Source organism: Agathobaculum sp. TL06, from assembly GCF_054658635.1.
In genome coordinates this window covers 71,412-96,711 of record NZ_BAAGGY010000015.1, presented here as the reverse complement: position 1 = coordinate 96,711, position 25,300 = coordinate 71,412, and the positions used below count along the sequence as shown (strand labels likewise).

The 25,300-nt window shown below is 62.3% G+C and carries 32 protein-coding genes; 8 read left to right on the top strand and 24 right to left on the bottom strand.

The window, feature by feature from the left end; genetic code table 11:
- Positions 1-158: 158 nt before the first annotated feature.
- From ACYQ3S_RS10575 to ACYQ3S_RS10510, 14 genes are all read right to left on the bottom strand, one after another.
- Positions 159-1,814: a sensor histidine kinase gene (locus ACYQ3S_RS10575; protein WP_459689001.1), complete on the bottom strand. Its 1,656-nt coding sequence runs from the start codon at positions 1,812-1,814 to the stop codon at positions 159-161.
- Positions 1,811-2,497, bottom strand: coding sequence for a winged helix-turn-helix domain-containing protein (locus ACYQ3S_RS10570; RefSeq protein ID WP_459688999.1), 687 nt, complete (start codon positions 2,495-2,497; stop codon positions 1,811-1,813). Before ACYQ3S_RS10570 ends, ACYQ3S_RS10575 begins: the two co-directional genes overlap by 4 nt.
- Positions 2,498-2,561: 64 nt before the next feature.
- A complete protein-coding gene (gene phoU / locus ACYQ3S_RS10565; RefSeq protein ID WP_459688998.1) occupies positions 2,562-3,209 on the bottom strand; it encodes a phosphate signaling complex protein PhoU in 648 nt (215 codons plus the stop codon).
- Complete coding sequence (gene pstB, locus ACYQ3S_RS10560; RefSeq protein WP_459688996.1) at positions 3,209-3,964, bottom strand: phosphate ABC transporter ATP-binding protein PstB; 756 nt, start codon at positions 3,962-3,964, stop codon at positions 3,209-3,211. Before pstB ends, phoU begins: the two co-directional genes overlap by 1 nt.
- 12 nt (positions 3,965-3,976) lie before the next feature.
- Positions 3,977-4,795, bottom strand: coding sequence for a phosphate ABC transporter permease PstA (pstA, locus tag ACYQ3S_RS10555; RefSeq protein ID WP_459689008.1), 819 nt, complete (start codon positions 4,793-4,795; stop codon positions 3,977-3,979).
- Positions 4,796-4,851: 56 nt separating this feature from the next.
- Positions 4,852-5,751 (bottom strand): phosphate ABC transporter permease subunit PstC, encoded by a 900-nt coding sequence (pstC, locus tag ACYQ3S_RS10550; RefSeq protein WP_459688995.1) that lies wholly within the window; start codon positions 5,749-5,751, stop codon positions 4,852-4,854.
- Between the two features lie 70 nt (positions 5,752-5,821).
- Complete coding sequence (locus ACYQ3S_RS10545; RefSeq protein ID WP_459688993.1) at positions 5,822-6,739, bottom strand: substrate-binding domain-containing protein; 918 nt, start codon at positions 6,737-6,739, stop codon at positions 5,822-5,824.
- A 267-nt stretch (positions 6,740-7,006) separates the two neighbouring features.
- Positions 7,007-8,611: an O-antigen ligase family protein gene (locus ACYQ3S_RS10540; protein ID WP_459688992.1), complete on the bottom strand. Its 1,605-nt coding sequence runs from the start codon at positions 8,609-8,611 to the stop codon at positions 7,007-7,009.
- A 4-nt stretch (positions 8,612-8,615) separates the two neighbouring features.
- Positions 8,616-9,128, bottom strand: coding sequence for a DUF4330 domain-containing protein (locus ACYQ3S_RS10535; RefSeq protein WP_459688991.1), 513 nt, complete (start codon positions 9,126-9,128; stop codon positions 8,616-8,618).
- A 77-nt stretch (positions 9,129-9,205) separates the two neighbouring features.
- Positions 9,206-9,424, bottom strand: coding sequence for a hypothetical protein (locus tag ACYQ3S_RS10530; protein ID WP_459688989.1), 219 nt, complete (start codon positions 9,422-9,424; stop codon positions 9,206-9,208).
- A gap of 55 nt (positions 9,425-9,479) precedes the next feature.
- The gene (ispE, locus tag ACYQ3S_RS10525) at positions 9,480-10,379 is read right to left on the bottom strand and encodes a 4-(cytidine 5'-diphospho)-2-C-methyl-D-erythritol kinase (protein ID WP_186949545.1); all 900 of its coding nucleotides are present in this window, start codon (positions 10,377-10,379) and stop codon (positions 9,480-9,482) included.
- 23 nt (positions 10,380-10,402) lie between these two features.
- On the bottom strand, positions 10,403-11,200 hold the full coding sequence (locus tag ACYQ3S_RS10520) for a histidinol-phosphatase HisJ family protein (protein ID WP_459688988.1): 798 nt from the start codon (positions 11,198-11,200) through the stop codon (positions 10,403-10,405).
- A gap of 10 nt (positions 11,201-11,210) precedes the next feature.
- Complete coding sequence (locus ACYQ3S_RS10515; RefSeq protein ID WP_459688986.1) at positions 11,211-12,110, bottom strand: CPBP family intramembrane glutamic endopeptidase; 900 nt, start codon at positions 12,108-12,110, stop codon at positions 11,211-11,213.
- Between the two features lie 62 nt (positions 12,111-12,172).
- Positions 12,173-13,381: an acetate/propionate family kinase gene (locus tag ACYQ3S_RS10510; RefSeq protein WP_459688985.1), complete on the bottom strand. Its 1,209-nt coding sequence runs from the start codon at positions 13,379-13,381 to the stop codon at positions 12,173-12,175.
- 156 nt (positions 13,382-13,537) lie between these two features.
- On the opposite strand from ACYQ3S_RS10510, the gene ACYQ3S_RS10505 reads away from it, so the two are divergent.
- From ACYQ3S_RS10505 to ACYQ3S_RS10470, 8 genes are all read left to right on the top strand, one after another.
- Positions 13,538-14,713 carry a nucleotidyltransferase family protein gene (locus ACYQ3S_RS10505; RefSeq protein ID WP_459688983.1) on the top strand — a complete coding sequence of 392 codons (1,176 nt, stop codon included), beginning with the start codon at positions 13,538-13,540 and terminating at the stop codon, positions 14,711-14,713.
- Positions 14,714-14,818: 105 nt separating this feature from the next.
- Positions 14,819-15,166 (top strand): PadR family transcriptional regulator, encoded by a 348-nt coding sequence (locus tag ACYQ3S_RS10500; protein ID WP_459688982.1) that lies wholly within the window; start codon positions 14,819-14,821, stop codon positions 15,164-15,166.
- Positions 15,150-15,776 carry a permease prefix domain 1-containing protein gene (locus ACYQ3S_RS10495; RefSeq protein ID WP_459688980.1) on the top strand — a complete coding sequence of 209 codons (627 nt, stop codon included), beginning with the start codon at positions 15,150-15,152 and terminating at the stop codon, positions 15,774-15,776. Before ACYQ3S_RS10500 ends, ACYQ3S_RS10495 begins: the two co-directional genes overlap by 17 nt.
- A gap of 63 nt (positions 15,777-15,839) precedes the next feature.
- Positions 15,840-16,586, top strand: coding sequence for a DUF554 domain-containing protein (locus ACYQ3S_RS10490; RefSeq protein ID WP_459688978.1), 747 nt, complete (start codon positions 15,840-15,842; stop codon positions 16,584-16,586).
- Positions 16,587-16,690: 104 nt separating this feature from the next.
- Positions 16,691-17,179 (top strand): sigma-70 family RNA polymerase sigma factor, encoded by a 489-nt coding sequence (locus ACYQ3S_RS10485; protein ID WP_459688976.1) that lies wholly within the window; start codon positions 16,691-16,693, stop codon positions 17,177-17,179.
- The gene (locus tag ACYQ3S_RS10480) at positions 17,163-17,609 is read left to right on the top strand and encodes a hypothetical protein (RefSeq protein ID WP_459688974.1); all 447 of its coding nucleotides are present in this window, start codon (positions 17,163-17,165) and stop codon (positions 17,607-17,609) included. The genes ACYQ3S_RS10485 and ACYQ3S_RS10480 overlap by 17 nt, the downstream gene beginning before the upstream one ends.
- A gap of 117 nt (positions 17,610-17,726) precedes the next feature.
- Positions 17,727-18,212, top strand: a complete 486-nt coding sequence (locus ACYQ3S_RS10475) for an RNA polymerase sigma factor (RefSeq protein ID WP_459688972.1) — start codon at positions 17,727-17,729, stop codon at positions 18,210-18,212.
- A complete protein-coding gene (locus ACYQ3S_RS10470) occupies positions 18,209-18,790 on the top strand; it encodes a hypothetical protein (protein WP_459688971.1) in 582 nt (193 codons plus the stop codon). Before ACYQ3S_RS10475 ends, ACYQ3S_RS10470 begins: the two co-directional genes overlap by 4 nt.
- 37 nt (positions 18,791-18,827) lie before the next feature.
- Here ACYQ3S_RS10470 and obgE read toward each other — a convergent pair whose 3' ends face one another.
- The 10 genes from obgE to rimM all read right to left on the bottom strand — a co-directional run bounded on the left by obgE (position 18,828) and on the right by rimM (position 25,087).
- Complete coding sequence (gene obgE, locus ACYQ3S_RS10465; RefSeq protein ID WP_459688969.1) at positions 18,828-20,102, bottom strand: GTPase ObgE; 1,275 nt, start codon at positions 20,100-20,102, stop codon at positions 18,828-18,830.
- A gap of 28 nt (positions 20,103-20,130) precedes the next feature.
- Positions 20,131-20,667, bottom strand: a complete 537-nt coding sequence (locus tag ACYQ3S_RS10460; protein ID WP_459688967.1) for a putative immunity protein — start codon at positions 20,665-20,667, stop codon at positions 20,131-20,133.
- A gap of 75 nt (positions 20,668-20,742) precedes the next feature.
- Complete coding sequence (rpmA, locus tag ACYQ3S_RS10455) at positions 20,743-21,021, bottom strand: 50S ribosomal protein L27 (RefSeq protein ID WP_031476960.1); 279 nt, start codon at positions 21,019-21,021, stop codon at positions 20,743-20,745.
- Complete coding sequence (locus ACYQ3S_RS10450) at positions 21,008-21,346, bottom strand: ribosomal-processing cysteine protease Prp (protein ID WP_147573801.1); 339 nt, start codon at positions 21,344-21,346, stop codon at positions 21,008-21,010. The genes rpmA and ACYQ3S_RS10450 overlap by 14 nt, the downstream gene beginning before the upstream one ends.
- A 4-nt stretch (positions 21,347-21,350) precedes the next feature.
- The gene (gene rplU, locus ACYQ3S_RS10445) at positions 21,351-21,662 is read right to left on the bottom strand and encodes a 50S ribosomal protein L21 (protein ID WP_054327423.1); all 312 of its coding nucleotides are present in this window, start codon (positions 21,660-21,662) and stop codon (positions 21,351-21,353) included.
- Positions 21,663-21,808: 146 nt separating this feature from the next.
- A complete protein-coding gene (locus ACYQ3S_RS10440) occupies positions 21,809-22,393 on the bottom strand; it encodes a hypothetical protein (protein WP_459688964.1) in 585 nt (194 codons plus the stop codon).
- 28 nt (positions 22,394-22,421) lie between these two features.
- A complete protein-coding gene (locus tag ACYQ3S_RS10435; RefSeq protein WP_459688962.1) occupies positions 22,422-23,009 on the bottom strand; it encodes a hypothetical protein in 588 nt (195 codons plus the stop codon).
- A 40-nt stretch (positions 23,010-23,049) separates the two neighbouring features.
- Positions 23,050-23,727 (bottom strand): ribose-5-phosphate isomerase RpiA, encoded by a 678-nt coding sequence (gene rpiA / locus ACYQ3S_RS10430; protein WP_459688960.1) that lies wholly within the window; start codon positions 23,725-23,727, stop codon positions 23,050-23,052.
- 110 nt (positions 23,728-23,837) lie between these two features.
- A complete protein-coding gene (trmD, locus tag ACYQ3S_RS10425) occupies positions 23,838-24,584 on the bottom strand; it encodes a tRNA (guanosine(37)-N1)-methyltransferase TrmD (protein ID WP_459688959.1) in 747 nt (248 codons plus the stop codon).
- The gene (gene rimM, locus ACYQ3S_RS10420; protein WP_054327419.1) at positions 24,581-25,087 is read right to left on the bottom strand and encodes a ribosome maturation factor RimM; all 507 of its coding nucleotides are present in this window, start codon (positions 25,085-25,087) and stop codon (positions 24,581-24,583) included. Before rimM ends, trmD begins: the two co-directional genes overlap by 4 nt.
- Between the last annotated feature and the right edge of the window lie 213 nt (positions 25,088-25,300).

The window sequence follows — 25,300 nt, the reverse complement described above, 5'->3', positions numbered from 1 at the left end:
CACTACACCGATATTGGTGTGGTTGGTTCCCTAAATGCCGCAAAAAGCGCATAAGAGAGGCAGGTATTGCTGCCGCAATACCTGCCTTCCCTTAATTTTTGAAGATACCCTTGTGAGGCCGCGCCTATGGCAGCTCTTTTTTATGCTTTCGGGAAACGCTATGCCTTCGGGAAACGCAGGGTGATGGTCGTCCCCGCGCCCAGCGCGCTCTGCAGTTCAATTTTCGCATGGTGCAGCGCCGCGCCGTGCTTGACGATCGACAGCCCCAGGCCGGTGCCGCCGGTCATCTTGCTGTGGCTCTTGTCCACGCGGTAAAACCGCTCAAACACCCGCGCCTGGTCCGCGGGCGCAATGCCAATGCCGGTATCCGACACCCGAATAAAGGGCGCGCCGCCCTCCGCTCCGGCTTCTATCGTCACGCTGCCGCCCGCCCTGTTATACGCAACCGCGTTGTCCGCCAGGTTGAATACCATCTGTTCGAGCGTGCGGCGCTGCGCCTGCACCGTGACCGGCTCCCCCGTCACGGCCAGCGCAACCTTGTTCGCCGCCGCCTTGTGCTGCAGCCGGTCGCGCACCGTGCCGCAGAGCGCCCGCAGCTCCACCGGCTCAAACGGGGCCGGCGCGCCGCCCTCGTCAAGCTGGGACAGGCGGATAATATCCTCGATCAGCGTCAGCAGGCGCACCGCCTCGGCGCGTATCTTGCCCGCAAAGGGCGCGACGTCCGCCGGCTTGACGATGCCGTTCTCCATGATCTCCGCATAGCCCATGATGCTGGTCAGCGGGGTTTTCAGCTCATGCGACACGTTGGCGGTGAATTCCTGCCGCTGGCGCTCAGCCTGGTCGCGCTCGGTGCTGTCCACCACGAACAGCACCGCCGCGTGGCTCTGCCCCTCCCCCGCGACCGAGCTGGCGGTCAGCGAGTACACGCGGCCGTCCTTTTCCATCCGCCCGTGCGCGCTCTCGCCGCCGAGCGCTTCCTCCACCACACGGACGTATTCCGGATCGCGGCACAGTGTCAGATAGCCGCCGGAGGCGCTGTCCTTGGGGAACAGGGCGCGCACCGCGCGGTTTGCGAACAGGATGTCGCCCATTGCGGAAAACAGCACCAGCCCCTCGTCCATGCGCGCGGTAACGTCGTCAAATTCGGCCTGCCGGCGCTTGAGCTCGGACATCTGCGCTTCTATCCTGCGGTTCTGCTTGGCCATGCGCTGCAACAGGGGGGAAAGCTCGTCGTATGCGTCGTTCTTGAGCGGGTCGTGCAGGTCAAGCGCCACGATCGGCGCGAGGAACACATGGGTCAGCCAGCTTGCGAGCAGCGCCGCCACCAGCAGCGCCAGCAGCACGATCAGCACAATCCACGGCGACGCCGCGGACAGCGCGCCGAACGCGCTGTCCGCAGTCGAGGCCACGCGCAGCACCGTGCCGTCCTGCAGGCGCTGCGCATAATAATAGGTCTGTTGGGAGAGCGTGTCCGACAGGCGGCTGGACGCCCCGACGCCGTCCCGCAGGGCCTGTTCGATCTCCGGCCGCTGCCGATGGTTCTCCATGCTGTCCTCGTCGCCCTGGTTGTCGTAAAGCACCGCGCCGTCCGCGCCGACCAGCGTGATGCGGTCGGTATAGCTTTGGCCGATCTCCTCCAGCGCGGCGCGGTCCCCGCGCTCGGCAATGCGCGCGATGTAGCCGCACTCGCCCGCGAGCCGCTCGCGCGCGTTACCCGACAGGCCGGAATGCACCGCCGCCAGCAGCAGCGACGCGGTCAGCAGCAGCGTGACCAGCGCGGTCAGAAAAATGCTTCCAAAGACGCGTTTTCTCATCGGGTTTCCCCCATCCGGTAGCCCACGCCGCGCACGGTTTCGATCAGCGCGCCGCCCGCGCCCAGCTTCTGCCGCAGCGTTCGGATATGCACGTCTACCGTGCGCGTCTCGCTCTCATTGCCGTAGCCCCAGATGTTTTCCAGCAGCACGTCGCGCGTCAGCACCGCGCCCTGGTTTTTCATCAGCAGGCAGAGAAGCTGGTATTCCTTGAGCGTAAGCTGCACCTCGTCCGCGCCCACATGGACGCTGTGCGCCCGCTCGTCCACGCAAATGCTGCCCGCCACCAGCGGACGGCCGCCGCCCTCGCCGGGCGGGTTGTCCTGGGTGCGGCGCAGCACCGCGCGGATGCGCGCGACCAGCTCCATCATGCCGAAGGGCTTGGCGACGTAGTCGTCCGCGCCGCTGTCCAGGCCGATCACCTTGTCGTATTCGGTATTTTTCGCCGTAAGCAGGATTACGGGAAGCTTTGCGGTTTCCCGCACCGCCCGCAGGCGGCGCAGGATGGAGATGCCGTCCTCGCCGGGCAGCATGATATCGAGCAGCAGCAGGTCGGGCTTCTGCTCCCGCAAAGCGGCGAACAGGGCTTCGCCATCGGCGAAGCCCCGCGCCTCCAGCCCCGTATTCTGCAGCGTATAGACGACCAGCTCCCGTATGCCGGCGTCGTCCTCCACGCAGTAAATCATGCGTTTCCTCCTTGTCGGCCGCGCCCGCGGCCGCATTTCCAACAGATTCTTGCGCCGGCAGACCTCAGTCGTGCGCGGACTTGTGCGTGCCGGTGATGGAGAATTCCACCCACTCGGCGATATTGGTCGCGTGGTCGCCGATACGCTCCAGATACTTGGCGATCATCAGGATATCGAGCACGCGCTCGCCCTCCTCCGGATTTTTGGCAATATCCGCGATCAGGTCCTGCTTGCACTGTGCGAACAGGTCGTCAACCACGTCGTCGTATTCGATCACGCTCCACGCCAGCGTCAGGTCGCGGCGTACGAACGCATCCAGGCTGTCCGTCACCATTTTGATGGTGGCCTGCGCCATCTGCTCGATATGCTCGTTATGGCCGCACGCGCCGGACAGGTAGGTGACGATTTCGGCGATATCGCTCGCCTGGTCGCCGATGCGCTCAATATCCGTAATCATTTTCAGCACCGCGGAGATCAGGCGCAGGTCGCTTGCCACCGGCTGCTGCTGCAGCAGGAGCTTGAGGCACATGGATTCGATCTCGCGCTCCTTGCGGTCGATCTCCTGGTCAATGCGAATGGCGGAGGCGGCGAGCTTGGCGTCGCCCGTCAGGAGCGACTTGACCGCGCTGGCGATCGCGTTCTCGCACAGCGCCCCCATGGCGATCAGCTCGTTGTTCAGTTCGACGAGCTGTGTGTCGAAACGGTTTCTCATCAGCCGAACCTCCCCGTAATGTAGTCCTCGGTGCGCTTGTCCTTCGGCATGGAGAAAAGCTGCTCCGTGTCCCCGACCTCGACGATCTCGCCGAGCAGGAAAAACGCGGTCGTATCCGATACGCGGGTGGCCTGCTGCATATTATGCGTCACCATAACGATAGTATAATCCTTTTTCAGTTCCAATACAAGGTCCTCGATCTTGGAGGTGGAGATCGGGTCGAGTGCGGAGGTCGGCTCGTCCATGAGCAGCACCTCCGGCTCCGCCGCGAGCGCGCGGGCGATGCAGATGCGCTGCTGCTGGCCGCCCGACATGGACAGCGCGGATTTCTTCAGGCAGTCCTTCGTCTCCTCCCAGATCGCGGCGCCGCGCAGCGAGCGCTCCACGATTTCGTCCAGCTGCACGCGGCTTTTGACGCCATGTGTGCGCGGGCCATAGGCGATGTTGTCGTAAATGGACATGGGGAACGGGTTGGGCTTCTGGAACACCATGCCCACGCGCTTGCGCAGCAGGTTCACATCGCAGTCGTGGTAAATGTCCTCCCCGTCCAGGCGGATATCGCCCGTGATCCTGCAGCCCTCGACCAGATCGTTCATCCGGTTGAGCGAGCGGAGCAGCGTCGATTTGCCGCAGCCGGACGGGCCGATAAACGCCGTGATCTCGTTGGCCTTGATGTCCAGGTCAATATCATGCAGCGCATGGAAATCGCCGTAATGCAGATTCATGCCGCGTATTTCGATTTTATTCTCGTTCATGCTATCCTCCGATTACTTCTTGGTCAGCTTTTTGGCCACCAGCGCGGACAGGCCGTTCATCAGCAGCACAACCACCAGCAGCACGACCGCGGTCGCATAGGCCTCGTTCATGTGCAGGCCCTCGCCCGACAGGACGTACATATGGATGGCAAGCGTGCGTCCGGACTGCAGCAGGCTGGGGATCTGCGCCATCGTACCCGCGGTGAAGATGAGCGCCGCCGTTTCGCCCACGATGCGGCCAATCCCCAGGATAACGCCCGACAGGATGCCGGGCATGGCGCTCGGCAGCACGATGCGGAACACCGTGCGCAGCCGTCCGGCGCCCAGGCCGAACGAGCCCTCACGGAAGGAATCCGGCACGGCCATCAGCGCTTCCTCCGCGGTGCGCATGATGAGCGGCAGAATCATGATGGCCAGCGTCATCGCGCCCGCGAGCAGCGAGTAGCCCCAGTGCAGGTAAGTGACGAAAAACAGCATACCGAACAGGCCGTACACGATGGACGGGATGCCGGAAAGCGTTTCGGTCGTGATGCGGATGACGTTTACCAGCTTGTTGCCGCGCTTTGCGTATTCGTTTAGGTAAATCGCCGTGAACAGGCCGAACGGCACCGCGATCAGCAGCGCGAGCAGTGTAATCTCCACCGTTGTAATCATGGCCGGCACCATGGAAACGTTGTCCGAATTATAGGTCCATGCGAACAGGGAGGGCTTGAGGTTCGGGATGCCCCTCCACAGAATATAGGCGATCAGGAACAGCAGCATGGCGAACGTAATCACCGCCGCGCCGTATACCAGCCCTTTCTGCACCGCCGCTCTGCCCCTGCCGTACATACGCTCCGGCTGCGGCTTGCTCTTTACGGCCGGCTTGGCGGCCGTTTTCGCGGTAGTCATGTGTCCTTCCTCCTTTTCAGTACAGAGAACGCCAGATTAATCAGCAGGATAAACACGAACAGCACAACGCCGGTCGCAATCAGCGCCTCGCGGTGCAGGCCGCTCGCGTAGCCCATCTCAATGACGATATTCGCGGTCATCGTGCGGATGCCCTTGAGAAAATCGCCGGTCAGACGCGGCTGGTTGCCCGCGACCATGATAACCGCCATGGTTTCGCCGATCGCGCGGCCGACGCCCAGCACAATACCGGCCAGCACGCCGGATTTTGCCGCCGGCAGCATCACCGAAAACACCGCCCGCTCATGCCGCGCGCCCATGGCGACCGCGCCCTCGTAATACGAGCTGGGTACCGCGCGCAGCGCGGCCTCGGACACGCCGATGATGGTGGGCAGGATCATGATGCCGAGCAGGATGGACGCCGACAGGATGGTCGAGCCGGAGGAAATCTTCGAGCCGAACAGCTTCGCCACCTCCAGCACAGTCGGCACGATGACCACCATGCCGAAAAAGCCGTATACGATGGAGGGGATGCCGGCCAGCAGCTCGGTGCAGGGCTTGAGGATGCCGTAAATGCGCTTCGGGCAGTAGAACGCCATGAAAATGGCGGTCAGCAGGCCGATCGGCACGCCAATGAGGATCGCGCCCGCCGTGATGTAAATGCTGCCGACGATCATCGGCAGGATGCCGTAAATATCGTTGCCCGGCTTCCAGGTCGTCCCCGTCAGGAAGTCCAGCAGGCCGATCTCCCTGATGGCCGGAATGCCGTTGGCAAACAGGAATATACAGATCAGGGCGACTGCCAGGATGGAGGCCAGCGCGCAGAGGAAGAACACGCCGTGCATCACGGTTTCGCGCAGGTTCGCGCCGCCCTTCCGGCGGATTGCAGATTCGTTCATGTTTTCACCCCATAGACAGTGGGAAAGGGCGAAACGGATTTCGCCCTGTTTTCCCTTGTTTGGTTATCTTTTACGCCGCGACTTCGGACCAGTCGGTGAGCTCGCCGGTGTAAATGCCCTTGATCTGATCCATGGTCAGGTCTTCCACCGTGTTCGCCGGATTTACCACCACGGCGATGCCGTCCAGCGCAATTGCCGTGCCGGTCAGTTCCGCGGTCTCCTCGTCCTTCAGCTCGCGGGACGCCATGCCGATGGCAAACGTGCCGTCGATCGCGCCGGTCATGCCGGAGGTAGAGTCCGAGGTCTGCAGCTCAATCTGCGCGTTCGGGTTGAGCGCCTTGTACGCTTCGATCAGCTTTTCCATGACCGGAGAAACCGAGGACGAGCCGCCGACCGCGATCTGACCGGAGGAACCGTCCGAGGTGAACGCCGCGGCCGCGTCGTCAATCTTGATGTAGCCCTCTTCCTCAACGATGGCCTGGCCCTCCGCGCTCATGATGAAGTTGATGAAATCCTTGGCAACGCCGGTCGGCTCGCCCTTGGTTGCAATGTTGAACGGACGGGACAGGGTGTAATCGCCGCTCTTGACGTTTTCCACCGTGGCTTCCACGCCGTCTACCTGAACCGCCTTGACGGTTTCGTTCAGCGAACCGAGCGAAACATAGCCGATCGCGCTCTCGTTGCCGGCAACGTTCGTCAGCACAACGTCGGTCTTGTTGGCGATCTCCGCCTCGGCGGTCGTGTTATCGACCTTCTCGCCGGCATCGTTCTTTTCCTCCACGCCGGTCAGCTCAACGAACGCGCCGCGCGTGCCGGAGCCATCCTCGCGGGAAATCACGGTGATCGTGCCGGATACGCCGGACGCCTCGCCGCCGTTGTCCGCCTGGGCCGCGCCGTCCGCGCCGTAGGAATCGTTGCTGCCGCCGCAGCCTGCCAGCGCGCCGCACAGCATCAGGCCGGCGAGCAACAGGGATACACTCTTTTTCATAACTGCTATTTCTCCTTTTGTTTTTGTTCTGGTTTTTGGTACAAGACCATATTAAAAAAGTTATGTTAAATCCAAAAGACAAGGTTTGTAAAATCCGCGTAAAGTGAAAATCCTTGTGTAAAGTGTGCAAAAAAGGACGGTGAAACGCCTGTTTCACCGTCCTTTTCACTTGTTTCCGGCCGCACACCGCTATATTTTGCACTGTGGGTATATTTGCCCTTTCCCGCAATAAAAACAGCGGACCGCCGTAAAGCGGTCCGATGTTTGTCACGTCCCGACCCGTTTCCTCCGGAAATACCCCAGGTACAGGATCGCCGCCGCCAGCGACCAGAAATAGGCCATCATGTACGGCACCTCAAAAATATTTTCAAAATAACAGTGCGTCAGAACCCCGCACATACCCGCGAACATAGACACCACCAGCACGCGCGTCCGGTCGGTTTCATTGAACTTTGTGCGGCCGATCGCGCGCAGGCTCCACAGAATCATGCCGATCAGCAGGATAATAAAGAAGATCAGCCCCAGATACCCCATTTCGACCAGCGTTTTGAGGTAATAGTTGTCCATATAGAAGTAAGAGAACGTGTCCGATTCCTCAATGATCTTGTTCTGCATCGCAACCGCGCCGCCAAACCGTCCCAGGCCAAAGCCCAGCAGTGGGTTGGATTCCTGCAGCAGGTCGAGTCCGGTTTCCCAGCGCACCATACGGCCCGCGCGCTGGCTGGCCTCCATATAATCCGCGGTAAACAGATAGGTGATGCGGCTGGCAATGGAGGGAATCGCAAGCAGCGCGCCCGCGCCCGCCACGCCCATCAGCGCAATCAGGCGACGGTCCAGAAATACCGCGAACACGAGCACCGCCACCGCAAGGCCGCCCCACGCGCCCTTGGAAAAGGTGAAGATGATGGACAGGCACATCATGCCGGTTGTGCCGATTGCCAGCACCTTGACCCACAGCTTTTTGCTGTAGTAGGCAATGCCCGCCACCAGCGGCGCGAACAGCACCAGCAGGCTGCCCATGATGTTCGGGCTGCCCGTGATCGAATAAACGCGTGTGCGCACGCCCTCTTCGGTCTGCGACACCCAGGACGCCGGTATCGGCGCGGCGACGATATACTGGTAGATGCCGTGCAGCGCGATCACGACCGCCATCGCCACCAACGCGCCGTAAAAAAGCGCGAAGTCGCGGTCGTCTTCGATCAAGCGCGTGACCAGGAAGAACCAGAACAGGTATTGCACGACCGCGCGGTATCCGTCCAGCGCGATCGAAGGATAGGGCGACACCGCGCACATCAGGAAAAAGCCCACGCCGATAAACAGCAGCAGGTAGGCGTCCACCGGCGTGGCGCGCGAGGCAAGCGGCGCGCGTCGCATCGCCGTGTGCCACAGCAGATAGCCCGCCGCCGCGAGCATCAGGCATTCGTCCCAAACTGAAGCGAGCAGCGGGATATTGATATAGCCCGGCAGCACCGACCGCAGGAAATAGTCGATCGGCAGATACAGCGCCAGGCAGATCAGCAGCAGGCCGCGCATACCGACAAAGCGGAACGCCTTTCCCACAACGCCGCCCGAAGCCGCCCGCGCAATCGGATTCCAGACCGCGAGGCACAGCCGGTAGACCAGGCTTTGCGCGGCCGCGTCGCCCAGGCGCTCGACCACGCGCCGCAGCGCCGCGAGCAGGCGCGCATAGCCGCTGTTCGCCGCCGTACAGCTTGGCGCGCTGCAGAAGCCTTCCCACACCCGCCGGAAGCGCGAATACGGGTACGCCGCGCGGATCTTCCCGAAAAAGCCCGCGATCGCACCCTCATGGTACCATTCGCGCAGACGGAGCAGCGCCCGCGCCAGCAGGCTGTTTTGTAAAATCGCTTTCATAGGCTTATTCCGCGGACGCCGCGATATCGACCGAGTCGATGTTGCCGGTCGTCTCAAAATCGTTGGTCTTTACGATAAAGGTGCGGCCCGCGCGCACCTCCTGCGTGCCGATCGACGGGGAGGCGGTCCCTTCGGGTACGGTCGTCTCGATCGTAAACACCAGGTCGCGCTTATCCGGATCGCGCGCGGTGACAATGCGGCCGTCCGCCGTAGTCACCTGCTGGTCGTACGGCTCGATCTGCATATCCGTGATGACCGCGCTGGTGTACGAATTGCCGCTGACGATCTGCTTGCCGACCTGGCTGTTGCGCTCAACCTCCGCCACGAGGAACGGCGTCGCGCCGCGCACACGCACGATCATGGTCATATCGACCTGCTTCGCCGCCGCTTCCGCGATCTGCGGTGCAAACAGCTTGTAGCCCACGCCCGCTGCCACGGCGATCACTGCCAGCAGAACCAGCAGGTCAACGACGTTGATGACGCCGAACAGCTTCCCTTTTTCGTTAATCAGCTTCATATGTTTCCTCCGTTGGTATGTTTTCGATACAATTTACTGCATCATTATACCACAGCGGCACGGGGCGGACAAGCACTTTATCCCAACAGCGCGCGCAGCCAGTCCACGACCCCCCAGCGGAATTCGAGCGCGCCGTCGTCCCCGTCCTCCTGCCGGCCGACGGTTTCGCTGCCTGCGATTGAAAACGCCGTACACCACCAGGCCCCGCGCGGCGCGTCCGGCCAGAACGCGCCGGAAAGCAGCACACAGGCCGCGGCCAGCAGCGCTGCCAGCGTTTCCCTGCCCTGTTTTTTCATGATAAAACCGCCTCCCGTCATCTGGTGTTCCCAGTATGTCCGGCAGGCGGCGTGGTTATACCGTCTCGGTCAAAAATGTATCCGCGAAGCGCCGGCCGAGCATCTTCGCAGCGGTTTTTGCGCGCCCCTCGTCGGAAAACAGCCCGTAAACCGTCGGACCGGAGCCGCTCATCAGCGTCCCGTTCGCCCCGTTTTCCGCAAGGAACTCCTTGATTTCACCGATCTGGCGGCGTTTTGCCGCTGTGACCAGCTCCATCACGTTGGACAGCCGCCTGCACACACCGGCAAAGTCGCCTTTGTCCAGCGCTTTGAGCATGCCCGCCGTATCCGGCCGCTGCCGGATATCGACCGCATCGATCGCCTGGTACACCTCCTTGGTGGAAACCGCGAACGGCGGCTTGCACAGCACAACCCAGCAATGCGGCATGGCCGGAAGCGCGCTCAGCTCCTCCCCAATGCCCTCGGCCAGCATGGTGCCGCCGCGCAGGCAAAACGGCACGTCCGCGCCCAGCTTCAGCCCCATCGCGCACAGTTCCTCATCGGTCAGCCCCGCCGCGTGCAGCGAAGCGAGCGCGCGCAGTACGGCCGCTGCGTCGGCCGAGCCGCCGGCCAGCCCCGCCGCCACCGGAATGCGCTTTTCAATGTGGATTTCGCAGGTTTCCAGCAGGATACCGGTCGATTCGTAAAACAGCTCCGCCGCCCGATACGCCAGGTTGCGCTCGTCCACCGGCAGGTAAGGCAGGTTACAGCGCACCACGATGCCGCGCGGCTTTTTTTCCCCGTGCGTCACCACGACCCGCACCTCGTCGTGCAGGGCGACCGACTGCATCACCATTTTGACCGTATGGTAGCCGTCCTCCCGCTTACCGGTCACGTCCAGCGTCAGGTTGATCTTGGCCCGCGCGTATACTGTGGTTTCCGTATTTGTGATCTCTTGTTTTTTTCCAAAAAGCATGTTTTCTCCCAGCTTGTGTCATATTATAGTTGCATCTGTTCGGGCCTGCGCTCCCGAAACACGGTCACGGAGGTAAAGCCCGCGTCACGCGCGTTCCGCACGCAGTCGGCAACGCCGCGCCCGACCGTGTCCAGCGTATGCGAGTCCGAGCCGATCGAGATGCGCTCGCCGCCCAGCCGCCGGTATTCATACAGGATGTTCTGCGGCGGGCCGACCTTTTTCTGCCAGCTCCCCAGGCCCGCCGCGTTCAGCTCAAACGCATAGCCGTGCGCGATGCAGGAGCGCAGAACGTCCTCCACCCGATCCATGTACTGATCGAACGAGGGGATATACTCCCCGTGGCGCATGACGCGCAGCGGATAATCGATATGCGCCAGCACATCAAACCCGCCGTGCTCGGACACCTTGAGCAGCTCGCTGAAATAATCCTTGAGGAACGCGTCGCAGTCCAAGCGCGCAAAATCATGGAAATAAATATCCAGATCGTTCGGCATGACGTGCAGCGAGCCGATCACCATGTCGAGCGCGTGCGAGCGGAGGAACGCGTCCGCCGAAGGGTCGGCGTGGATCTGTCCGATTTCGATGCCGACCAGCACCTCGAGCCTGCCCGCAAAGGCCTGCTTTGCCGCCCGAATGTCGCGCAGGCAGGCCTCCACATCGCGGTTTTCCGACGGGCCGCGGCGGTGGTAATAATCCAGGTGGTCCGTGATGCCGATGATCTCCAGCCCCGCGTCCAGACAGGCCTGCGCCTTCTGCAGCGGCGTTTGTGCCTGCGCCGCGTCCACTGAATACTCCGTGTGCATATGCAGATCTACACGCATGGTTTTCCTCCTATACCAAGACAAAATTCAGCGCGAGCTGGACAAAGCACGCGACGATTGCCAGCGTCATGCCGGCGTTCCCAAACACCGCGCGCATCGAGGGCGCGCAGGGACCGTGCGCCCATACCTGCCGTTTCCAGCCGCGCACCAGCAGAATGACGCCGGCGATCGTCAGCGCCAGCCAGCTCAGGCCGTACAGCGCCAGCAGTCCCAGGCTGTCCGGCAGCAGCAGCGGGACGCCCGAACCATACAGGTTGAACAGCATGTGCAGCACAACCGGCGTCCGCAGCCGTCCGGACCGGAAATACGCATAAGCGAGCAGCAGGCCGAGCGCAAACGCATAAAAGAACTGCCCCAGGTTGGCATGGTACAGCCCGAACAGCAGCGCGGACACAAATGCGGCCGGCTTCTCGCCGTACCGCGCGAGCCGCCCCGCCAGCAGGCCGCGGAACAGCAGCTCCTCGCACACCGGACCGATCAGGCACGCCCCGACCAGCACCACCGCGGTCGGGTACAGGCTGAACGCCTCGCTCACCAGATCGACCGGCTCGCGGCCGGACAGCCGGTAGGCCAGATCGTTGAGCGACGAGCCCAGCAGCGAGCAGAGCCACATCAGCGCCGCGCCGATCACGAACCACCGCCCCATCCGGCGCGCGCCGACGGGCGCAGGTGTCAGCGGCGTGCGGGGTATGCTGCGGCAAAGCGCGAACGCCGCGGGCAGGGACACGATATAATGCCCCACCAGCGCGAGCAGGTAGTACAGCCCGTAAGGCATCACAACGCCAAGCCCCCAGGCGAGCGCCTGGTCGGCAAACGCCAGCGCGAACTGCCACACGGCCGCCCAGACCACGACCGCCAGCAGCGCCCAGCCCAGATGCGCACAGTGCTTTTTTTCCTGTTTTTGCTCCATATGCCCTCCTCATGGCAGAAAAACAGGGCAAAGCCATCGCCCCGCCCTGTTTTATGCCGATCTTAGTGGTTCGCTTCGTTTACCAGACGCTCGGTGTCCTTTGCGATCATGAGTTCCTCGTTGGTGGGGATGACCAGCACGCGCACACGCGCCCAGTCGATGGAAATATCCATCTGGCGGCCGCGGTATTTGTTCTTCTCCGGATCGATCTTGATGCCGAGGTACTCCATGTGCTCGCACACGTCCCAGCGAACCGAGCGGTCGTTTTCGCCCACGCCCGCGGTGAAGATGATCGCGTCCACGCCGCCCATTTCCGCAATATAGGAGCCGATGATCTTCTTGACCGAAAGGTTGAACATATCCTTGGCCAGCGCCGCGCGGGAGTTGCCCTCCTCTACCGCCGCGTCCAGATCGCGGAAGTCGGACGACACGCCCGAAATACCCAGCATGCCGGACTTTTTGTTCAGGATGTTGATGACCTCATGCGCGGAAAGCTCTTCATGCTCGGACAGGAACTCGATGATCGCGGGGTCGATGTTGCCCGCGCGGGTACCCATCGGCAGGCCGTCCAGCGGCGTGAAGCCCATCGAGGTATCGTAGCTCTTGCCGCGGTTGATCGCGCAGATCGACGAGCCGTTGCCCAGGTGGCAGGTGATCAGGCGCAGCTCCTCCATCGGGCGGCCGAGCATTTCCGCCGCCTGCTGGGAAACGTACTTGTGGCTCGTGCCGTGGAAGCCGTAGCGGCGGATCTTATACTTCTCATAATATTCATAGGGAATTGCATACATGTAATGCGACTGCGGCATGGTCTGGTGGAACGCGGTGTCGAACACGGCGACCATCGGCACATCCGGCCCCATGACCTCGCGGCACGCCTGAATGCCGATCAGGTTGGGCGGGTTGTGAAGCGGCGCGAGCGGCACGCAGTCCTCGATCGCCTTAAGCACCTTTTCCGTGATAATCACGCTGTCCGAGAAAAACTCGCCGCCATGCACCACGCGGTGGCCGACCGCGTCGATCTCGCTCATCGAGGCGATCACGCCCTTTTCCGGATCGAGCAGGATATCGATGACCGCCTTGATCGCCTCGGAATGGGTCGCCATCGGCGTTTCGATGCGGTATTTCTCCTCGGATTTATTTCCCGTATGCGTCAGCACACCGTCGATACCGATGCGCTCGCAAAGGCCCTTTGCCATGACCGCGTTCTGCGCGGTGTCGAGCAGCTGATACTTCAGCGAGGAACTGCCGGCGTTGATGACCAGAACTTTCATTTGCCATTACTCCCTTAAGTTTTTTAGCGGCTTGCACAAACCCGCATTAATCGATATAATGATTCTACAAGCCTATTCTACACGATTTCTTGCAATTGTACAAGCCATAATTTACACAGGATGTACCAAACTTTGTATTATTTTCAGGAGATTTCTATGACTGTTTGCGGCATCGTCGCGGAATACAATCCGTTCCACACCGGCCACGCGCACCACATCGCCCAAACGCGCCGCGCGCTCGGCGGGGAGGCGGCCATCGTGTGCGCGATGAGCGGCAACTTCGTCCAGCGGGGGGACTTCGCCGTGCTGGACAAATACGCGCGCGCCGAGATGGCGGTGCGCGGCGGCGCGGACCTGGTGGTCGAGCTTCCCCTCGCGGCGGCGCTCTCCTCGGCGGAGGGCTTTGCGCGCGGCGCCATCGGCGTGCTGCGGGCGCTTGGCTGCGGCGTAGTGTCGTTCGGCGCGGAAACGCCGGATACCGCGCTGATCGAGCGGGCGGCGCGGGCGCTCGACGCGCTCCCGCCTACGGGCGGCGGCGCTTCCCCGCTGTCTTACGCAGCGCGGCGGCAGGACGAGCTGCGCCGGCTGGATGAGCGGGCCGCCGCCCTGCTGGACACGCCCAACAATACGCTCGCGGTCGAATACTGCCGCGCCATGCTTCCCTATGGCATGCGCCCGCTCGCGGTGGCACGGCGCGGCGCGGCGCACGATGCGGACGCGCCCTGCGCGGGCTTCGCTTCCGCCAGTCTGCTGCGCGCGCAGCTCCGCGCGGGCGAAACCGCCCGCTGCGCGCCCTATCTGCCGCCGGACACGCTGGCGGTATGGCAGCGTGCAGTGCAGGCCGGCGCCGCGCCGGTCAATCTGCCGGAGGACACGCTGCTCGCCCTGCTGCGCGCGGCGCTGTTCTCGGGGCGGCTGTCCGCCGGAGCGGGCGACGGCTTTGACGAGCGCCTGCAAAAAGCGGTCTATGCGGCGGTTTCGTTCACCGACGCGGTCGAACAGGCCCGCACGCGCCGCTTCCCCGCGGCCAGGGTGCGCCGCGCCCTGCTGCGCGCGGCGATCGGACTGCCCGCGGACGCGCCTGTCCGGCCGCAGTACCTGCGCGTCCTCGCCCTCGGGCCGAAGGGCCGCGGGCTGCTCCGCGGCCTGCCGGACCGCCCGCCGGTCATCATCAAGCCGGTTTCGGAAAAGCGCCTGCCTGCGGCGCTGCAGCCCGCGCAGGCGCTCGACTGCTTCGCGGACGACCTGTACGCCCTCGCCTGCCCTTCCCCCGCCCTGCGCGCGGGCGGCAGCCACTACCGCCAAACCCCGTTTTATCTGCCGCACGGCTGATGTCCCGCCGACTTGCCCGATGGAAAAGATTTTTTCACATCTACTTGACCTGATGGAGTAATTCTGCTACAATTACTCCATCAGATGAAGTATGGAGGTGCTCTTGTGCTCGGCAGCGACGTTATGCGCGGTTATAATGATATGCTCATCCTGTGCCTGCTCTGCGAGGGCGACAGCTACGGCTACGCGATTTCACGCGAAATCGAACGGCGCAGCGGCGGCGCGTACCCGATCAAGGAGACCACGCTGTATGCCGCGTTCGGACGGCTGGAAAAACAGGGCTACATCGTGTCCTATCAGGGCAGCGAAACCCAGGGCAGGCCGCGCACCTATTACACCATCACGGATGACGGCCGCAAAGCCTATGCCGCCAAATGCGCCGAATGGCGCATCCTGAAAATCGTAGTGGACTGTTTTGCAAAGGAGGATATGAAAGATGGAAGCGATTCGTAACTATGTGGAGGCATTATTCGCCATTCTGCCGCAGCGCGAGGAGGTGCTGCGGGTCAAGACCGATATGCTGGCAAATCTGGAGGACAAGTTCCGCGCCCTGCTGGAGGAGGGCAGGAATGAGGAGGAAGCGACCGGCATCGTGCTCGCGTCCATCGGCTCGGGCGAAGAACTGCGGGAGCAGTTCGGCACACCGGCGCCTGTCGCACCGGCAGCATCCGTACTGACAAGACGCGTTCTTCTCATACTCGCCCTGCTCACGCTGGTGCCGCTTGTGATGATTGCCGCCCGCCTGTGCTTCACCTCCTCCCTGCTGGATAACGGGCAGGTCTGGTGGCTCATCAAGTATACGGTCGCAGGCATCGCCGCTGTGTTCGCCCTGTACCGGCTGACCTGCCGGCAGGCCGCCCGCCGCGGCATCCCGCTGCGCCGCTCGGTTGTTTTCCTCGGCGTATCGCTCCCCACCGCCTGTGTGCTGTATCTGCTTCTCGGTTTATGGCACGGCCTGTGCTGGGAGATCCCGCTCGCCTATTTCCCCCTCTGCTGCCTGACCGCACTGGCGCTGGAAGCCGCCGCGCCCTCGCTTCCCCCGCAGCCCTGCGGCAAGCATTGACATCCCCCCTCTTTTGTTTTACAATACGGTTTAGTACAGTAAAGCAAAAGAGGGTTTTCTGTTATGATCGGGCTGGGTACCATTGTCAACTGCATCGCCATCGCCGCCGGCTCCTCCCTCGGCGTTTTCCTCAAGGGCGGCCTGCCGCGGCGCTTTGAGACCACTATCATGCAGGCGCTCGGCCTGTGTACGTTTTTCATCGGCATCGGCGGCGCGGTGAGCGGCCTGCTGACCATTGCGGACGGTTCGATCGCCACCCAGCACACCATGCTGCTGGTGCTGAGCATGGTGCTGGGCGCGCTGATCGGCGAGGCGCTCGATATCGAAACGCGGCTCAACGGCTTCGGCGCCTGGTGCCAGGCCCGCTTCGCGGGCGGCGGCGAGGACGGAAAGTTCGTCGAGGGCTTTGTCGCCTCCTCTTTGCTGTTCTGCGTGGGCGCAATGGCGATTGTCGGCGCGCTGGAGGACGGGCTGAACGGCGACCCCTCCATCCTGATCGCCAAGGCCGTGCTGGACGGTGTGGCTGCCATCGTATTCGCGGCCTCGCTCGGCAAGGGCGTTTACCTGTCCGTGCTGCCGCTGCTGGTATACGAGGGCGGCATCACCCTGCTCGCCCGTTTTATCCGCCCCTGGCTGACCGACGCGCTCATCAGCCAGATGTCCTGCATCGGTTCGGTGCTGATTTTTGCCATCGGCTTCAACCTGATGTTCGATAAAAAGGTCAAGGTCGGCAACCTGCTGCCCGCCATCTTCCTGCCGGCCGTGTTTTTCCTGCTCTCCCGCTTTTTCCCCGCGCTGGGTACGCTGTAGGCATGCCTCCGCCCCGCGCGGGAAAAATTTTTGTGATATCCGCCCCCGTCCAAGGGTATTATCTATGAAAGGCCTTTCAAATCTTGCAGCAGGGAGGTTGCAGCTTGGACGAGGCACAGTTTGAGGACATCGCAAAGCGGTATCGGGACCGCCTGTTCGCGATTGCGTTCCAGTATACCAAAAGCGCGGCCGACGCGGACGACATGGCGCAGATCGCGCTGATCAAATGCTACCACGCGGAGAAGCCCTTTGAAAATGAGCAGCACATCCGCAACTGGCTGATCCGCGTGACCGTGAATGAATGCAAGCGCTACCTGGTATCCCCCTGGCGGCGGTATACCGCGCCGATCGAGGACTACGCGGAGACGCTCGGCTTTGAAACGCCGGAGCAGTCCTCGCTTTTCCTGGCGGTCATGGCGCTGCCGCAGAAATACCGCGTCCCCATCCACCTGTATTATTACGAGGATTATTCGGTGCGCGAGGTCGCGCAGCTCCTCGGCCTGCGGGAAAGCGCCGTGCAGACCCGCCTGCTGCGGGCGAGACAGAAGCTCAAACAAACGCTGGAGGGTTTTCGTGATGAAGGAACTTTATAAGCAGACCTTTTCCCATCTGCATGCCTCCGGCAGCGCTTTTCAGGAGGCAGGACAGATGAAAACAGGACGTATCCGCAAAAGTCTGGTGATCGGCGCGGCGGCAGCGGCGCTTATGGCAACGGCAGCCGGCGCGGCCAACGCCGCAACGGAGGGCGCGCTGCTGGAAAGCATCCGCGTCGTATTCACCGGAGAGGTGGATTCCATGCAGACCAATCCGGACGGTTCGGTCACCTACAAGGTCAAAGGAGAGGATGGCAGCGATATTTCGGTCATCCTTCCGGACGTGGACGAGACGCAGAGTGCGCCGTATACCTTTAAGGTGGAAGGCGAAGTGTCTTCAGACCACTATGACGTCACCATCGGGGAGGGCGGTACGGAAAGCGGACTTCCGCAAAGCGCGGAGGCCGCGCCGCGCGCCGCCGCCCGCTGACGCACGGCAGACAGAAAAAAGGAAGCCCGCGGGCTTCCTTTTTTCTGTTCCCGCGGTATGCTTTTGTCACAAAACCGCCCTTTGCTGTGTGTTCCGTATGAAAGGAGTTGACAGCCCATGTACGATTGGAACGACGAAGCGGACGCGGAGCGCTTTGTCCGCACCTATGCCGACCTGATCCTCCGCCTGTGCCTGTCGCACGGCCTCAGTCGGGCGGACGCGCAGGACATCTGCCAGGAGCTGTTCCTCAAGCTGCTTGCCGCACGGCGCACCTTCACCAGCGAGGAGCACGAAAAGGCCTGGGTGATCCGCGCGGCGGGCAACGCCTGCAAAAACCTGCTGCGCGCCCCGCACCACAGCCGGCGGGCCTTGCTGGAACAGGCGCATACAGTCGCTGCGCCGGAAGCCTCGGACCATGCCATACTGGAAGCCATACGCGCCCTGCCGCACCGGTACCGAGACGCCGTCGCCCTCTGCTGTTGGGAGGGCTACTCGGCCGAGGAAGCCGCCCGTCTGCTCGGCATCTCCCCCGCCGCGGTGCGCAAACGCCTGGAACGGGCGCGCGGCATGCTGAAAAACGACCTGAAAGGAGCTTTCATATGAGCGAGAACCCCATGATGTTTACCGAAGCCGAAAAGCAGGCGTTGGCCGTCCGGCTGCGGCAGGCGGCCCGCAGGCAGCGCCGCGCGGGAAAGCGCCAGCTCCCCCGCCGCCTGATTGCCGTATGCGCCGCGGCCGCGCTGATGGCTGCGGCCGCGGGCGCGGCCAGCGGCCGGCTGTTCCACACGCCGCTGTACGATCAGGCCGGCGCGTCCCTGGCCATCAACGGCCAGCCGCTCCCCAGCGAGGCGCGCATGGTGCTGCATGCGGACGGTTCCGCGACCATTACGGTCAGCGGCGCGGAGGGCGAAGCGCCCACCGTAATCACCGCCCCGCCCGCGACCGCCGAGGCCCTGCTGAACGGCGAAACGGACGCGGGCTTCACAGTCACCCGTCTGGACGGCATGCCCTACGCGCTGTCTGTGGAGGAGGGACGGCTGTGGCTGTTCGTTAACGAGCGCATCCCGCTGGACGTGACCGACCGGATCGGCGCGGGCTACACCTTCCGTTACACGGATGAGAACGGTTTGCAGCAAAGCGCGACCATCTCCGGCACGGTCGAGGCCTATACGGTGGAATAAAAAACGGTGCAGGCACAAATGCCTGCACCGTTTTTCCTCAATAGACGTACTCGAACTCCAGGTCCCCGATGACGACAAAGTCGCCCTCCTGCACGCCCATTTCCTCCAGCTTTTCGTATACGCCCGCGCTTTTGAGCATGCGGTCCATATACTGACGGGATTCGTAGTCGTCCACATTGACCGAGCCCATGATCTTGTCCACCCACGCGCCCGAAACAACGTAGTAGTCCTCGACTTTTTCGACCGTCCAGTCGCGCGTCCCGTCCGTATCCTCCGCGGACTCGACGAATTCCGGCTCGTAGATGAACACCGGCGGCAGCTCCTGCAGCGCGTTCCACGTCATGCGCATCAGCTCGGCCACGCCCTGGTTTGTCGCCGCGGACAGCTCGGCAAACTGAAAGCCGTGCTCGTCCGCATAGGCTTTAAGCGCTTCGACCGGCGCGCGGTCTTCGCCCAGCAGGTCCACCTTGTTGGCGACAATGATCTGCGGCCGCGCGGCGAGGAATTCGCTGTATCCGGCCAGCTCAGCGTTGATCTTCTCGATATCCTCCAGCGGGTCGCGCCCCTCGCTGCCCGCCGCGTCCACCAGATGCAGCAGCAGGCGGCAGCGGTCGATATGGCGCAGGAAATCATGCCCCAGTCCCGCACCTTCGCTCGCGCTCTCGATAATGCCCGGGATATCCGCCATGACGAACGACTGCTCCTCCCCCACCGAGACCACGCCCAGGTTGGGTACCAGCGTCGTAAAATGGTAATTGGCGATCTTGGGCCGCGCCGCCGAAACCATGCTCAGCAGCGTGGATTTGCCCACGTTCGGGAAGCCGACCAGTCCCACGTCGGCCAGCAGCTTAAGCTCCAGGATGATGTCCCGCTCCACGCCCGGCTGCCCGGGCTTGGCAAAGCGCGGCGCCTGTCGGGTCGGGGTTGCGAAATGCGTGTTGCCCCAGCCGCCGTTGCCGCCCCTGGCCGCCACGAACGGCTCGTCGTCCGACAGGTCGCGGATCACCTGTCCGGTCTTCTGGTCGCGGATGATGGTGCCGCGCGGCACACGGATGACAAGGTCCGCGCCGTCCTTGCCCTTGCAGCGCTTGCTGCCGCCGTTTTCCCCCGCCGCGGCAACGTATTTCTTTTTATAGCGGAAATCCAGCAGGGTGGAGAGGTTGTCGTCCACCTGGAAAATGACCGAACCGCCGCGTCCCCCGTCTCCGCCGTCCGGCCCGCCGGAGGCGACGTACTTTTCCCGATGGAAGCCCACCTTGCCGTCGCCGCCCTTGCCGGACACAATTTTGATCTTTGCGATATCAATAAACATGGGAAGCTCCTCCTTTCTTCTTCTTTGTTTACAGAAACGGCGCCCATTTCCCCGCGAGACCCGAAGCATTATCCCGCCAATACAGCAGCCGTTCCATATATTCCTGTTTCCGTGCCTCCACCGGCCCGCGGCAGCGCGTCAGTCCATACTCCAGCACGATCGCGGTCATCTCATACACAGGAAGGCCGGCCGCATGTCCTTTGGTGTGGACCACGCTGCAGGCCTGTCCGACCGCGTGGCACAGGGCGCTGTCCGCCGGACAATCGACCGCATGCGCCATCACGTGGCAGGCCAGAATCGCCCGCCTGGCCTCCGGCATTTTGATTTCTCCGGCCGCCCAGCGCGCGCCCGCGGCCAGCGCCCGCGCCGGACGGTCATCCGCCGGATACCGCTTTGCCAGCGCATCCGCCGCGCAGCCCGCCTGCTCCAGCGCCCACCGCACCAGCGGCCGACGGTCCATCCCCTCCATAACCAGAAGCAGGTCCTGCAGGAGCGGGCTTTCCCGCGTAAACAATATCCGGTTCCCGCGCCGGAGCCTGCGCTCCGCCTCTGTCAGCCAGTCCATGCGTCCTCCCGCCCGCTTCATGGGGCATTATAACAAAATCCCAGACGAACGTCTGGGATTTCATCGGTTTTTTTCTTACTGCGGGTAAACGGAAACCTGCTTGCGGTCCTTACCCAGGCGCTCGAAACGAACAACGCCCTCGACCTTGGCGAACAGGGTGTCGTCCTTGCCGCGGCCGACGTTCAGGCCCGGATGGATCTTCGTGCCGCGCTGACGGACAAGAATGTTGCCCGCCGGAACGGTCTGACCGTCCGCGCGCTTGACGCCCAGGCGCTTGGCCTCGGAATCACGGCCGTTCTTGGTCGAACCTACGCCCTTTTTATGCGCGAAAAACTGTAAGCTAATCTTCAGCATTTGCGTACACCTCCATTACGTTCAAAAAATCGGAATAATTCTGCTCCAGCTCGGTAAAATGCAGCTTGAGCGCCTTGAGCGCGTCCTGTCCCCGCAGCAGGCCGCCGCCCTGCGGCAGCGTGATGCGGATATGGGCGCCGTCATCCTCGACTAGTGTGTCGATCGGGATGCCCTGCACGTCAAGCAGCAGCGCATGGGTCAGCATGACCGCGCTGGATACCGCCGCACAAACGATGTCCTCCCCTTCCTCCGCGTAGCCCGCGTGGCCGAGGATGTCCACCGAAAGGAGCTTGCCCCCCTGCGACGAAAACGTGACCTTTGTCACCGCCTTACGCCTTGATGGACGCGATGGTCACCTTGGTGTACGGCTGGCGATGGCCCTGACGCTTGCGGTAACCCTTCTTGGGCTTCATCTTGAAGATGTTGATCTTCTTGCCCTTGCCGGTCTTTTCGACCGTGCCGGTCACGGCTGCGCCGGAAACGTAAGGAGCGCCGACGGTGATGGAATCGCCCTCGCCTACGGCCAGAACCTCGTCAAAAGTAACGGTTGCGCCGTCCTCCACGCCGAGCTTCTCGACGTAGATCACGTCGCCCTCAGATACCTTGTACTGCTTGCCGCCAGTTTTCAGAATGGCATACATGTGGTTTTCCCTCTCTTTCGTTGTAGAGTCACGCTTGGCACGGCGGCGGCCCGTTTTGGGACGCACTTAACAGAAGCCAATGCACAATGCGGCTTTTAGTAGCATAACACAAGCGGGAGCGCTTGTCAAGCGCCCCCGCGGTGTTTTTACGATCTTACGAAAAATGCTTTGACAAACTGCGAAAAATCATCCGGAAAATCAAGCGGCGCCCCTGTAAGCCCGCCGTCCCTGTTGATAAAGCCGATGCTGAAACCTATGCCTACAATGCAGTCCTGCCGGACAACCCAATTGCTGTAGCTTTCCCCGACCTCTGTGAACAGATTGCCGTCAGCATCCACGAGCTGCGCCGGTTCATACACGGTATTACAGTAGCGATCCAGCCGGTTCGTCAGATAGCCTTCCGGAACGCGGCAATAGCGAAAGCTTCCGTCCTTTTCCCGCTGCACCACATAATCGCCGTCTGCAAGCTGCTCAACAAGCACAGAAAGCTCGTTTGTATCCGCTTCGACCGGCGCGGGCAGGGTTGCAGCATACGCCTTGAGCAGCTCATAATGATCCCGCTGGTGGGACATCAACTCGCTCATCTGGTTTCGCACTTCCAGTCTTAACGCTTCGTTTTCGTCATACAGCCTGTCCACCGTCGCACTCATGTCGATATACTTGACGGATGCAATAAGGCAGATCAGTACGACAAGCGCTGTGAGTCCCCGTTTCCAGCCGGACCCCTCCATATCGCAAGCCTCCTATTCTGCAAAATGCTTATGCGAACAGCGATACCACGAAATCGTAAAAGCCGGACGGGACCGTGGTCGCGCTGCCGGTTGCGGTGCGGTCGGTGCTGACAAAGCCGCTGCCGCCCTCGGCCAGGCCGATCACGCGGTCGGAAAACAGCACCCAATAGCTGCAGGTGGGCGCGTCGCCCTCCGCGGCGGTATAGCCGGAAGCGTCGTCGCGGTAGGCGTTCAGCTTATCCAGCACCGCGCCTTCCGCGATCTTGAGGTACTGGTAGCCCGCTCCCGTTGTGCGCACCACATAAACGGCGTCGGTGAGCTGCGGGATCAAATCAGGCAGGTTGGTCGTCTGCGCGGTCGTCGGGTCGGGCAGCGCCGCGACCGCCGCGGTCAGCGCCGCGTCGCTCTGCTGCTGCAGCATGGTGTTCTGGCTGGTGAGCGTCTGGTTGGCCTCGGTCAGCTTCTTGACCTCGTCCTCCAGCCCGCCGGCCCGACTGCACTGGCTCAGGAACAGCGCGAAAAACAATATATCGAGCACCAGGCACACCAGCAGCCCTATGCAGAGCAGCAGCCGGTAATTCGGCTGTTTGGCGTGCGGTCTTCTGGTCTGGTTCATTCCCTATCCCTCACTCTTTCCGCGCGGCGCGCATCCTGCATCACTTGGACGGGTTCTCGATGACCCGAACGCCCTCGGACGAGGTGCCGACGATCATCCGCTTGCACATATTCAGGAACAGGCCGTGCTCCAGAACGCCGACAATCGTGCCGAGCTTTTCCCTGACGTCCGCAATGTCAAAGCCCGCGCCGAGATGCAGGTCCGCGATGTAATTGCCGTTGTCCGTAACGAAAGTCTTTCCGTCGCGCACGCGGAGGACCGGATTCCAGCCGTATTCCTCCATCCTGGCCATCGCCTGCTTGGAGCCGTACTGCGCGATCTCGACCGGCAGATGGAACGCGCCGATGTGGTCGACCAGCTTGCTTTCGTCCATGATCCAGATGACTTCCTTGGCGAGCGTCGCGACGACCTTTTCGCGGTAGAGCGCGCCGCCGCCGCCCTTGATGGCGTTGAACTGCGGGTCGATCTCGTCCACGCCGTCGATATCCAGGTCGACGTGGTCGACCTCGTCGATCGTGAGCAGCGGGATGCCCAGCTCGCGCGCCTGCGCCTCCGTGGCCTTGGAGGTCGGGATGGCCTGGATCTTCAGCCCGTTTTTCACGCGCTCACCGATGGCGTTTACCATGTGGTAGGCGGTGGAACCGGTGCCGAGCCCGACCACCATGCCGTCCTTGACGTATTCGGCCGCTTTGTCGCCGGCCATTTTTTTCATATCCATTTTGTTTTCCTCCCCTGGCAATGGTACCCTATACAGGTATCTTTATTATAGGATGATTGCTGGGAAAGGTCAATGTTTTCCGTCCCACAGGCGGAGGAAATTGACGTTTCTTAACGGTCCCCGTTTCCCTCCGGCTGTTCGAGGCGCGCCAGGAGAAGCCGGTCCTGCTTGTCCCGCGGCGCAAAGCGGGCGAACAGGTCGGGCCGGTCGGCACGGGTGCGGCGCAGGCTCATTTCGCGCCGCCACAGCGCGATGTTCGCATGGTGTCCGCTCAGCAGCACCTCCGGCACCGGCCGGCCGCGCCAGTTTTCCGGTCGGGTATACTGCGGGTGTTCGAGCAGCCCGTCCCAGTGGCTTTCGGCGGTGAACGCCTCCTCGTCCGGCAGCACGCCCGGCACCATGCGGCACACCGCGTCCGCGACCGCCATCGCGGGGATCTCGCCGCCGGTCAGCACAAAGTCGCCGATCGAGATTTCCTCGTCCACGCACGCATCGATGAAGCGCTGGTCTACCCCCTCATAATGGCCGCATACCAGGATGATATGCTCTCGCGCGAGCAGCTCGCGCGCCTTGTCCTGATCGAAGGGCCTGCCCTGCGCGGACAGAAACACCGTATGCACCCGCTCCCCTGCGCAGAGCGCCTGATGGCACAGATAAAGCGGCTCGGCCAGCATGACCTGCCCGCGCCCGCCGCCATAGGGCGCATCGTCCGCCTTGTGGTGCTTGTCGGTCGCGTAATCGCGGATATTGACCGCGCGTATCTCCACGAGGCCTTTTTCCTGCGCGCGGCCGATCATGCTCTCCCCCATGACCGCATTGACCATTTCCGGAAACAGCGTCATAATATCGATCTTCATTCGAGCAGACCCTCGATGCTTTCGATATAGATCACGCCGGCCTCCATATCGATCTCTTTCAAAAAGGGCTTTGCGGCGGGGACATAGACCAGCCGCCCGTCCTCTCCCTGTATCTCATACATATCGTGCGCCGGATTGGAGGTCAGCACATCGCGGACGCGCCCGACCGCACGATCGGTCCGCAGGTCATGGACGCGGAAGCCCAGGATATCCTGGATGAACACCAGGTCGTCCGGCAGCTCCACGTCGTTCCGGTCCAGGTGCAGCACGCGCCCGCGCAGCGCCTCCGCCGCCTCGACCGTGTCCACGCCTTTCAGGTGCATCAGCACCACGTTTTTGTGTACCTGCGCCTTTTCCACGGTTACCGGCGTGTTTTCATCCAGATACAGCAGGTCAAAGTCGCAAAGCACCTCGGGGCTGTCGCACCAGCTCTGCACCCTGAGGTCGCCGCGCACGCCGTGCGTGCCGACGATCTTACCAGCCTCTAAAAATTGTTTCGGCATAACGTTCTCCTCTTTGGTGGTGGTGTGCCGCGCGCGTCTCACGCGCATAACAAAAAATCGCCGCGCCGCGGCGATTTTCAGCTCAAAACGCCGTCAGGCGCATAAAACAGAAAACCGCATCTGCGGTTTTCCACAAAAGCGCGGGCGCTTCCCGTGCTTTTGATACCAAGGCGAAGCGCTGCGAAAACCAAATTTCACAGAGCTTCGGCGCGG